The organism is uncultured Pseudoflavonifractor sp. (assembly GCF_944387805.1).
Taxonomy (GTDB): Bacteria; Bacillota; Clostridia; order Oscillospirales; family Oscillospiraceae; genus Pseudoflavonifractor.
Genome location: NZ_CALXGI010000087.1, coordinates 1 through 9,393, shown reverse-complemented (window position 1 = coordinate 9,393; position 9,393 = coordinate 1). Strand labels below are relative to the sequence as shown.

At 61.6% G+C, this 9,393-nt stretch carries 8 protein-coding genes; 5 read left to right on the top strand and 3 right to left on the bottom strand.

All coding sequences use genetic code 11. The features are described 5' to 3' along the window. Positions 1 to 127: 127 nt before the first annotated feature. The 3 genes from Q0K06_RS13280 to Q0K06_RS13270 form a co-directional block, all read right to left on the bottom strand. Complete coding sequence (locus Q0K06_RS13280) at positions 128 to 2,095, bottom strand: Ig-like domain-containing protein (RefSeq protein WP_294553456.1); 1,968 nt, start codon at positions 2,093 to 2,095, stop codon at positions 128 to 130. 89 nt (positions 2,096 to 2,184) lie between these two features. After that, the gene (locus Q0K06_RS13275; RefSeq protein ID WP_294553454.1) at positions 2,185 to 3,468 is read right to left on the bottom strand and encodes an S-layer homology domain-containing protein; all 1,284 of its coding nucleotides are present in this window, start codon (positions 3,466 to 3,468) and stop codon (positions 2,185 to 2,187) included. A gap of 65 nt (positions 3,469 to 3,533) precedes the next feature. Continuing rightward, complete coding sequence (locus Q0K06_RS13270) at positions 3,534 to 3,959, bottom strand: helix-turn-helix transcriptional regulator (protein ID WP_294553451.1); 426 nt, start codon at positions 3,957 to 3,959, stop codon at positions 3,534 to 3,536. A 106-nt stretch (positions 3,960 to 4,065) separates the two neighbouring features. Here Q0K06_RS13270 and Q0K06_RS13265 point away from each other — a divergent pair, with 106 nt between their 5' ends. The 5 genes from Q0K06_RS13265 to Q0K06_RS13245 all read left to right on the top strand — a co-directional run. Further along, positions 4,066 to 4,773, top strand: a complete 708-nt coding sequence (locus Q0K06_RS13265) for a serine/threonine-protein kinase (RefSeq protein WP_294553448.1) — start codon at positions 4,066 to 4,068, stop codon at positions 4,771 to 4,773. Position 4,774: 1 nt separating this feature from the next. Then, positions 4,775 to 6,052 carry a zinc ribbon domain-containing protein gene (locus Q0K06_RS13260; RefSeq protein WP_294553445.1) on the top strand — a complete coding sequence of 426 codons (1,278 nt, stop codon included), beginning with the start codon at positions 4,775 to 4,777 and terminating at the stop codon, positions 6,050 to 6,052. 33 nt (positions 6,053 to 6,085) lie between these two features. Then, positions 6,086 to 7,012 carry a zinc ribbon domain-containing protein gene (locus Q0K06_RS13255; RefSeq protein WP_294553441.1) on the top strand — a complete coding sequence of 309 codons (927 nt, stop codon included), beginning with the start codon at positions 6,086 to 6,088 and terminating at the stop codon, positions 7,010 to 7,012. 3 nt (positions 7,013 to 7,015) lie between these two features. Beyond that, positions 7,016 to 8,275: a zinc-ribbon domain-containing protein gene (locus Q0K06_RS13250; RefSeq protein ID WP_294553438.1), complete on the top strand. Its 1,260-nt coding sequence runs from the start codon at positions 7,016 to 7,018 to the stop codon at positions 8,273 to 8,275. Between the two features lie 2 nt (positions 8,276 to 8,277). Further along, the coding region (locus tag Q0K06_RS13245; RefSeq protein WP_294553435.1) for a zinc ribbon domain-containing protein at positions 8,278 to 9,393 on the top strand (1,116 nt) is incomplete at its 3' end.

Genomic DNA, 9,393 nt, shown 5'->3' with positions numbered 1-9,393 from the left:
CTATCGGGGAGTCCTTTTTTTGTCCATAGCTATAAGCTCTTTATCCACTGGCAGAGCCAGTGGTTCTTTAAGCAATATAAAGAAGCGGGCCTCTGCCGTCTGGCAGAGGCCCGCTTCTTCAGGCTGTTTACCACTCGTTGGTGGGCTTGATATGGGAAATAGAAACAGTCACAGCGAGTCCGCTGGTAGCGGGCGAAGCGGTGGTGCCAATCCGCACCTCCCAGTAGTCGTTGGTACCGGAGGTGCCCTTATTGAAGAAATACATGCCCTCGAAATACGAACTCTCAGAGAAGCCGCACTCCTTCAGCGCCGCCCGGTACGCGTCGAGTTCCTCAGTGGTGGCCGAACCGTACAGATAGCTGGCTATTTTGCCCTCGGTGTAGCTGTTCTGCAGACGGCTGCTGCTGGTGAACTCGTCGAAGGAGGGGATGCCCGGGAAGCTGTAGTAGGTGTCGTAGGGGTAGTCGTAGCTGGGGGTCTCAGTGCTGGAACCGCCCTCATTGCCGCCGCCGGTGGAGCCGCCCTGGTTGCCGCCGGAGCTGGGACCGGAGTTGGCGGGATCGCCGTCATGAGAATAGAACTCCATCCGGGCCGCATTGTCCAGAAGGTCGCACTCAATATACGTGTCTACAATAATATTGAAATCCCGGTTGGCGCTCACACTCTCAATGATGGTCTTTTCACCGAGCAGGCGGCCGCTGGCATCATAGAAGTAGAGGTCAAACCAGCAGCTGTCGTAAGTGCTCCGGCCCTGGATGTTGATAGACAGCTCATAGTTATCGCTGCCCCGGCGAGCCTCAATACTGTTGACAACAAAAGATGTAATGTTCCAGGTATCGTTCACTCTGCCATCTCTGTAATAGGTAGTCAAGTTGAAGGGGCCGTACTCCCGGCCCACCACGGGCACTTTGACATCCACCTTTCTGGTCACATACACCCAGCAGTAATCGTCCTGGCCGTTGGGCGCCGTGGCGGTGATAATGGCGCTGCCCTCGCCCACGGCGGTGACGGTGCCATCCTCAGAGACGGTGGCTACGCTGGGGGTGTCGGAGGTCCAGTCAAGGGAGAGCGGGCTGGCGTCGGAGGGGGTGAGGGATACGTTCAGCTTCCTGCTCTCGCCCTCGGTCATGTCCACGCTGGAATCGCTGAAGCGGACCCGGGTGATCTCCACCTCGGTGACCGTCACGGAGCACTGGGCCTTAACGCTGCCTGCCGTAGCGGTTACCAGGCAGGCGCCGCCCTGATTGGCCGTGATCTTACCGTCGTCCGTGACGGACACCACGTTGTTGCTGACGCTCCACGTCACCTTGGTGTTGGCGTTGGCGGGGGTCAGGGTGGCGGTGAGCTGGTAGGTCTCGCCGGCCTTCAGGGTCAGAGTGTTGCGGTTCAGGGTAATGCCGGTGGCGGCCACGTCCACCTTCTTCAGGGTGATGGACTGGCGCTGGCTGGGCAGGGCCATGCGGGTGAGGATGGCAGCCACAGAGGCCCGGTCAATGGTGGTCTCGGGCAGGAAGGTGCCCGCCTTATCGCTGCCGGTGAGGATGCCCGCCCGGTAGAGGGTATAGATTTCATTGTAACTGGCGCTGCCGGAGGCCACGTCGGGGATGCCGCCGTCCTCCACAGTATTGATGGACTTCAGCGCGCTGGCGGGCAGGGCCTTGGCCATGATGGCGGCGAACTGGCGGCGGGTGGCGTTGGCGTTATAGTCGCTGTACTGGCCGGAGGTGATGATGCCCTTCTCTATGGCGTAGTCCACATAGGGCTGGTACCAGACTGTGCCGCCGGTGAAGGTGGCGTTGTCCCCGTAGTAGGTGCTGTACAGGCGGCAGGCCAGGGCCAGGGTGGAGCTGATGGTGACGGGGTCGTTGGGGGAGAAGGTGGTCTTGCTGGTGCCCTCCACCAGACCCAGCTCATAGGCGTTCTCCACGCTGCCGGCGTACCAGATGTTGGCTGCCACGTCGGTAAACTGGCCCGCCGGGTACTCCCGCTCAATCTTGAAGTTGTCCATACTCTGGGCGGCAAATGCTGCGCCGGGCAGCAGCGAGACGCACAGCGCCCCTGCTGCTATCCACGATAAAATCCGCTTTTTCCTCATACTACCTAACTCCTTTTCTTCATTTTGCGTTGATTGGTTCCTTCTTATCTGCAAAGGATGCCGCTTCAGCAAGCTGCCTCTGCGGCCCGTCACGCCGGTACAATGGCAATCATAATGCCCGGAATTCCGCTGGCCATGGCCACGCCAAACATAACGCTGTATACCCCGTTGTCGAATATCAGCGTGGTTCCGCCGTCGCTGTTTTCAAATTCGCCCAGCATGTAAAAGCCGCTGTCTATCAGGGCATTCACATAGAGGTCGGCAAAATCGCTCATGTGCCCCGCCTGACTGATGTCCGTGCTGGCATAGAAGTAGCCGCCGCTGCCGTCGGCGGGGTCGGTGAGGTCAACCAGCGCGTCAATGCCCAGCAGCGCGCCGAAGTCGGGCACGCCGGGGAACGCTGCATAGCTGCCCGCTGTGGGCTGGGTCTGCGCGGGCTGGGTCACCGTCACCGTACACTGGGCGGACGCGCCGCTGGCCGCCTGGGCGGTAATCACCGCACTGCCCGCCGCCACGGCGGTAACAGTGCCGTTGCTCACTGTGGCCACGCCGGTGTTGGAGGAGCTCCAGGCAAGTGCGCTGTCAGTTGCGTCGGCGGGGGTCACGGCAGCCGTCAGCACTCCGCTTCCCCCTACCTCCAGGCTCAGGGCGCTTTGGCTCAGGGTCACCGCCGTCACCGGGTTTTCTTTGGCCGGCAGGGTCAGGGTAATACTCTGGCGCTGGCCGGGCAGGGCCATGCGGGCCACAATCGCAGCCACAGAAGCCCGGTCGATGGTGGCCTCGGGCAAAAAGCTGCCCTGCTTGTCGCTGCCGGTGAGGACGCCCGCCCGGTAGAGTGCATAGACCGCCTCGTAGTCCGAACTGCCAACGGCCACATCCGGGATGGCGCCGGCTTCAATCTCGTTGATGGCGGTCAGGGCGCTCTCAGGCAGGGCCTGGGCGAGAATGGCCGCAAACTGCCGGCGGGTAGCGGCGGCGTTGTAATCGCTGTACCTCCCGTCCGCAATGATACCGTTTTCCACCGCATAGTCCACATAGACCTGATACCAGGGGCTGCCCTGGACAAAATCTGCCGCGCCGGTATAATAGATGCTGTGGAGCCGGCAGGCCAGAGCCAGCGCCGAGCCCACGGTAATGCTCCCGTTCGGGTCAAAGGTGGTCTGGCTGGTGCCTGAAACCAGCCCCAGCTCATAGGCGTTCTCCACGCTGCCTGCATACCAGCTGCCGGGCGACACGTCCGTGAACTGCCCGTCGGCATAGGTCCGCCCGGCCTTGAAGTTGTCCATGCTCTCCGCGGCAAAGGCCGCCCCAGGCAGCAGAGACAGGCACAGTGCGGCCGCCGCCAGCATGGAACCGATTCTCTTTCGCTTCATCCCTCACGTTCCTCCTGACATCTCACTAATTTTCTGAACAGCCCGGCCTTCCCGCTCCGGGCCGTTTAATACAGCGTTTTCTCGTTTTCGGCAAAGAGCTTGTCGTTAATCTCGCTCAGCTCCATCTGGTGGGTGATGCCGAACCCGATGATAGCGTCCCGCTTGTTCTTGGGGTAGATCTCTGCCAGTGCGGCCTGCCGGAGCAGACGCTGCGTCTCATCCAATGTGGCGCCAAGTCCCACACACAGACAGAGCAGCTTGTCACGGGAGGGCTTCCGCCGCCCGGAGAACACCTGGTGCAGATATACCTCACTCATCCCCGCCTTGCGGGCCAGTGCCGCCTTGGAGATGTCTTTCTTGTCATAGAGTGCATTAAGCAGCTCAGAAATGCTCCGATCCGAAAAATAGAAGCGATTTTCCTTAATATAGGAGTCAATATCGTCCTTGCTCATGAGCTCCTGATTCAGATCGTCCGTGCTCTTCTCTTCCACACTTTTCACTCCTCTTTGACTTCTGTTTGGAAATCGTATATACTAAATCTACAACATTTGGTATGAGGATACAATATGCCCACTGCATAGTGTTTCAGATTTTGGGGTGATTTCCATTTATACTTGGCTGTCTGATAGGCTGCGGGAGGAGTACCAGCTGGTCCGGATTCTGAAGGAGAGCCCCCGGGGCAGTGTACACCTAATCCGTCACAAAACCACCGCTCAAAAGTTTATTCTGCGGCATTTTTACGGCAATTCCGAGGTATACCGCGCCCTGCTGGACTATACCTGCCCCAACCTCCCCACCGTCTATGAGGTGGCGGAACGGGATGGGGAAAACCTGGTGTTAGAGGAATTTATTGAGGGCGACACCCTGGGTTTTCTCCTCAAGGGCGCCCTCTTCTCTCCGGAGGAGACCAAGAAAATCGTCAGTCAGGTGTGCCGGGCTCTGTGGGTGCTCCACTCCATCGGCGCCGTCCACCGGGACGTAAAGCCGGAGAACATCATCCTCCGGGGCTCGGAGGCCCTGCTCATCGACTTCGACGCCGCTCGTTTACATAAGCCGGAGCACGACAACGACACCCAGATCCTGGGCACCACCGGCTACGCCGCCCCGGAGCAGTACGGTCTGTCCCAGTCGGACATCCGCACCGATATCTACTCCCTGGGCATTCTCATCAACGTGATGCTCACCGGCGAGCACCCCTCCAAGCATCTGGCCAGCGGTAAAATGGGCCGTATCGTGGACCGCTGCACCCACGTCAACCCCCAGCGGCGGTACAAGAACGTGCTGCGGCTGATGGAGGCCCTGTAACATGAGCGGCAGGACCAGGCCGTGCCCCCACTGCGGCACGGCGCTGCCCGAGGACGCCTCCTTCTGTCCCCACTGCGCCCAGCCGGTCCGTCCCCGGAGGGAAGTGGTGGTGCCGGTCCGCATGTGGTGGAAGAAAGTACGGCTGGCCCTCCAGCTGACGGGACTGGTGCTGCTGGCGGCAGGCGGGCTTGTGCTGGGGACGGCGCTGTACCAGGCCGTCACCCCCGACGTCTACGACGCCTATGGGGAGGTGGTCTATTCCACCGGCAGCAATTCCTACCATCTCTACCTTACCTTCCAGGACAACGCCTCCGGTCCCCAGCCGGAATACACAGTACAGGCAGAGAAGTATGTGGCCTATGATCGGGCCTCCAACCTGTTTATTACCCACGTGGAGAGCGGACACAATGCCAGCCCCATGTTTCTCCAGTTGGTGGACACCTACTACGCCCAGCTCATCCAGCCGGAGGACAGCCCCTCCCCTATGACCTGCTCCCAGCCCATGTACCAGTCCTACGACAATGACGTGGCTCTGGTGACCATCGTGAATCTCTCCGGCCAGAGCAGTCCGGCGGAGCTGGTGTGGACCTTCAATATGAAAAACGGGGACACCATCCGCCTGCGGCAGAAGCTCTATCTGGAGCAGGTGGAGACCCTGGACTACTACCCGGAGGACTACCCCATGGACACCATCGAGGAGCTCCAGGCCCTGGTGGACCAGATTGCTGAGGATGCCTCCCCGTCCGCCATGGTGTACGTCCACCTGCCCCCGGTCCACTACCAGGGCGGCCTTACCATTCGCCGCCGGGGCGTCAGCCTCTACGGCAGCGTGGATGAGAAAAACATGCGCACCTCCTTTACCGGACCGGTGGTGATCGCCCCGGAGAAAAAGCCGGTATCCTTTATCCAGAACATCGACTTCCGGGGGAGCGGCTCCGGCGTGGGGCTCACCCTCTCTGCCGAGAGCCGGGTAGAGAATTGTTTCTTCTCCGGCTGGGACACCGGCCTGCTGGTCACCGGCGATGACTGGTGCGACCCGGTGGGCTGCTGGTTTGAGGACAACAGCACAGGCTTCTGCTTTGACAGTGCTGGAGACTATGCCAATTATACCCGTTTTGAATGCAACACCTTCCGCAGCAATGGCACCGCCGTTCTGCTCCAGCAGGTGCCCACCGACCGGACCATCGATTTCATCGGCTCCCGCTTCACCGGCAACGACGTGAACATCGACAACCCCTGCGGCCAGCCGGTGGGCATCTCCTACGCCATCTTTGAATAACTCACCGAACCACGGAACGGAGAGGGATTTATCATGGAACACCTTTGCCCACACTGCGGCGCCCCCCTGCCGGAGGACGCCTCCTTCTGCCCCCACTGCGCCCAGAGCATCCGGACCCGGAAGCCCGCCCAGGTTCCCGCCCGTCTGTGGCGGAAGGGGCTGAAACTCGCAGCTCTTGTGATGGTGCTTCTGGCGGCTGCCGCCGGGCTGCTGGCCCTTTTCCTCCGCAGCAGCGCCCCCTCCGGTATGCCTGAAGGGGAGGTCCGTCAGGTGGTGCTCACCGAGGACGCGGACGGCATGGTCAGGGTCACCGCCGAGCTGATGCGGGAGTACTTTCCCAGGGTGACCTATATCAACTTCGGCACCACCTCCCTGACCAGCGACAGCATCGACGACTACCTGGCGGGCTGCTTCCAGATGGCCGCGCTGGTGTCCTCCCAGGGTACCGGCGGCTCCAACGGGGAGTGGGGCATGTTCGACGCCCGCAACGCAGGAGGCAGCCGGCTCTGTCTGCTGCTCTTCGACAACAACACCCACCTGATGGGATACTCCATCGGACCAGCCGCCAACCTGGGAGATGGTCAGTGGCAGCTGGATGTGACGCTGTGCGACTACGACTTTACCGACCTCTACCTGGAGCAGAGCGCCGCCTTTGACGACCAGTGGCAGGACCTCTTCTCCACCTACATCCCCCCGGAGGAGCTGGAGTCCTCGGGCGTGGCGTGGTTCCTGAAGGGCTACAACACAGGGCGGGGCCCGGTACTGCGGAAGGACGACTCTCAGATTTTCCGTCTGTGGCTCCAGTACCACGATCCGGATATGGAACGGCAGTGCCGTGAGATTGAGCGGCTGGAGGAATTCCTGCCCGACGAGGGCCGCTGGATGTGCTATCTGCTGCTGGACGCGGACTATAACCTGCTGGGCTACACCATGCTGGACTACCAGGGAAACGGAGGATAAGCCATGGAACACAAATGTCCCCACTGCGGCGCGGACCTGCCGGAGGAGGCCTCTTTCTGCCCCCACTGCGCCAGGACTGTATACCCCCGCAAGACAGCCAAGGTGCCGGTGCCCATGCTGAAGCGGGTGCTGCTGGGCCTGCTGGCACTGGTTATCGTCTCCGCCGCGGCCGTGGGGCTGTGGCTGAACTTGAAACCCAGTACTTACGACGAGTACGGACAGGTGACCTACACCGCCGGGGACGGCGCCGTCTATCAGGTGCTGCTGGCCTCCGGCGCTGACCGCTTCACCCCCCAGCCCGATCTGACCGTCTCCTGTGAGGCGGACGGCCAGTACCGGATGCCCTCCCGGCTGTATATCAACGACAGCGGCTCCGGCGAGGACGCCAATCAGGCCTTTCTGGAGCTGGTGGAGTCGGTCTCCGCTGAATTCATCGGTCAGGAGAGCAGCCCCTCCCCCATGGTGTGCTCCCAGCCCGCCTTCAATGAGGCCGCCGCCGATGCCGCCCTCATCTCCCTGCTGGACTTCACCGGAGAGAGCACCCCGGCGGAGCTGGTATGGACCCTTCACATGAAGAACGGAGACACCATCCGCCTGCGGCAGACCTATGAGCCGGAGCTCATCGAGACCAGGGACTACTACCCGGAGGACTACCCCATGGACACCATCGAGGACCTTCAGGCCCTGGTGGACCGGATTGGGACGGAAGTCCCTCTGCCCACCGTGGTGAACCTCCACCTGCCCGCCGTGACCTACCAGGGCGGCCTCACCCTTCAGAACCGCCCCATGAACGTGTATGGCTCCACCGATGCCGACGGCAGCCGCACCACCTTCACCGGCACGGTCTTTATTACCTGTCCCAGCAGCGAAATCTCTTTTTTCGAGAACCTGGACTTCGCAGGCGGCGGGACGGGCAGCGGCGTATCCACCTCCGCCTACTTCCGGGCCACCAACTGCTCCTTTACCAACTGGGAGACCGGCGTTCTGGCCTTCGGCGCCTGCTGGGTCAACGTCATCGGCTGCCGCTTTGACGGCAATCAGGTGGGCTTTGACTTCAACAGCACCGGGGAGTATGTCAATCACTCCATGTTCAACGACAACTATTTTTCCAACAACGGCACCGCCGTGCTGCTGGAGGCCGTACCTACCGACGTGACCATGAACTTCCAGGGCTCGGTATTCTCCAACAACCAGAACGACATTGACAACCGCTGCGACCAGCCTCTGGACCTGTCCCAGGTCACCTTTGACACGAAGGAGTGAATATGATGGATCGCAAATGCCCCCACTGCGGAGCGGACCTGCCGGATAACGCCGCCTTTTGTCCCCACTGTGCCCGGGACGTTCATCCCCGGAAGAAGGTAGGAACGCCGGTGCTCCTTCGGAAGGTGCTGCTTCTGGGCCTGGCGGTGCTGATTGTCATCGCGGCCGCCGCCTGGGCGCTGTGGAACCGCTTCGGGGCCTATGTCCCCCAGGAGTACGATGGTGTGGGTGAGGTTTACTACACCAGCGGAGACAGGACCTATCAGCTCTTGGTGGCCTGGCCCAACGACCGCTGCCAGAGCGCCCCCGACATCTACCAGCAGGGAGGGCCGGACGACAACTATCGCTGGCCTTCCCGGTGGTATGTCAACGACGCCGCCTCCGGCGCGGATGCCTGGACGGAGTTTGAGACTCTGGTGGAGCAGGTCACTGTGGAGGTGGTCCAGGACGAGAGCGCCGCCTCCCCTCTGACGGCCACAGTCCCCAGCCACGACGACTACTCCCCCGATGCTGCCATGGTGTCCTACCTGGACTTTACCGGCAGTTCCGGCGAGCCCCAGGTTGTGTGGACGGCCCGGATGAAGAACGGCGACGTGATCCGGGTGCGGCAGAACATCCACATCACCCCCATCATCACCCATGTGTACAACTGGCACGACTACCCCATGGGCACCATCGAGGAGCTCCAGACCCTGCTGGACCAGATCGCCGGCGAGACCGCCGCCAGCGACCAGGTGGAGGTCTACCTGCCCGCTGTGACCTACGAGGGCGATCTGGAGCTGCCCGGCCGCTCCATTGACTTCTACGGCTCCACCGACGGCGCGGCGCGCACCGTCCTACACGGCAGCGTCACCCTCAGGAGCGGGAGCTACTACTGGATCAACTACTTCTACGACATGGACTTTGTGGGGGATGGCACGGACATCGGCATCTCCGCCCCCGCCAAGTGCTGGGCTGTGGACTGCTCCTTCACCGGCTATAAGACCGCCGTGCTGGCCTACGGCGAGGCCTGGGTCAACGTGACCGGGTGCACCTTCATCGACAACCAGGTGGGCTTCCACTTCAACTCCACCGGACAGTCCGCCTCCCACGACCTGTACGAGGACAACAGGTTCCTG

What these genes read in the sequence shown, in the direction of transcription:
- Q0K06_RS13250 (WP_294553438.1), top strand. Translation starts at nt 7,016, where the DNA reads ATGGAACACAAATGTCCCCACTGCGGCGCGGACCTGCCGGAGGAGGCC.
- Q0K06_RS13255 (WP_294553441.1), top strand. Translation starts at nt 6,086, where the DNA reads ATGGAACACCTTTGCCCACACTGCGGCGCCCCCCTGCCGGAGGACGCC.
- Q0K06_RS13280 (WP_294553456.1), bottom strand. Translation starts at nt 2,095, where the DNA reads ATGAGGAAAAAGCGGATTTTATCGTGGATAGCAGCAGGGGCGCTGTGC.
- Q0K06_RS13260 (WP_294553445.1), top strand. Translation starts at nt 4,775, where the DNA reads ATGAGCGGCAGGACCAGGCCGTGCCCCCACTGCGGCACGGCGCTGCCC.
- Q0K06_RS13275 (WP_294553454.1), bottom strand. Translation starts at nt 3,468, where the DNA reads ATGAAGCGAAAGAGAATCGGTTCCATGCTGGCGGCGGCCGCACTGTGC.